At 65.4% G+C, this 864-nt stretch carries 1 pseudogene; it reads left to right on the top strand.

Going from position 1 to position 864, the window contains the following annotated elements:
• Positions 1–616 precede the first annotated feature (616 nt).
• A pseudogene (locus IF99_RS0130255) lies at positions 617–769 on the top strand (ATP/GTP-binding protein); the annotation flags it as partial.
• Positions 770–864: the final 95 nt, after the last annotated feature.

The following is an 864-nucleotide window of genomic DNA, read 5'->3' as shown; positions in this document are numbered from 1 at the left end:
GGTCTGCTCCGCAGACGCGACGCGCCGCCGCTACGCGGCGGGTCGCGCTGCGCGCGACCAGTCGGCGACTCCGTCGCCTCCGGCCTCGGGCTCCGCCCGAGGCCGGGCCGGCCCGCTCCGCGTTCCGGCCCTCGGCTTAGCGCTCCGCGCTGCGCCGAACTACGCTGGCTACAGCATCCCCTGACGTTCCGCAGATTCCAGTTCCCTCACCTAAAACGGAGTTCGCTCCGCGAACTCCTGGATCTAGCAGCAGGGAAGAAGATGCGGCCTTCCGGTACCGGACAGCTTCCCCCGTCAGGTCTCCGCGATAGCCCTTCCGGGATGCTTCCTTAGCGGGTCCACTGGCGAAAAAGTTACGGGATCTCTGAGAATACGGGGCGCTCCTCTTCGACGGGGGAAGCGTCAGCTTCGCGGAGGATGCTCTGAATCAACTGGCTTCGTTTCTCGGAGAGTTGGCCGTTCTTCTGGCCTGTGCGGATCTTGCAGAGCCAGGGGCCGATCATGACGCGCTCCCCGTGTCCTCGATCCCCTCCCGGGCTCCGGGAGGACGGTCATGTCGTTCCACGAAGGCGCGCAGCAGTGTGGCTGTTTGTTCGAAGGAGCGGCGCTTTCTGGCATCGGATCCCTCACCAGGCTCATCCGCCAAGCAGCCATCACCGCCATCCACGACGGCACCGAACGCATCACCAAGGCCACACTCGAAGCCATCCGCCTCGACCACCTCGCCGAAACCCACCACCGCCCCCACACTCGCGCCCAAAGCCACTAAGTGTTGTCCCGTAAATGATCTTCAGGTTGCCTCGGTCATGGCTGGCCTCTGTACGGCCCGCTCGCTTATCCGGCGAGGGCGAGGTTGTGCATGCG

Source organism: Streptomyces sp. NRRL F-5630 (assembly GCF_000719475.1).
Lineage (GTDB): Bacteria > Actinomycetota > Actinomycetes > Streptomycetales > Streptomycetaceae > Streptomyces.
The sequence above is the reverse complement of the archived record's forward strand: the minus strand, read 5'-3'. Positions and strand labels throughout refer to the sequence as shown.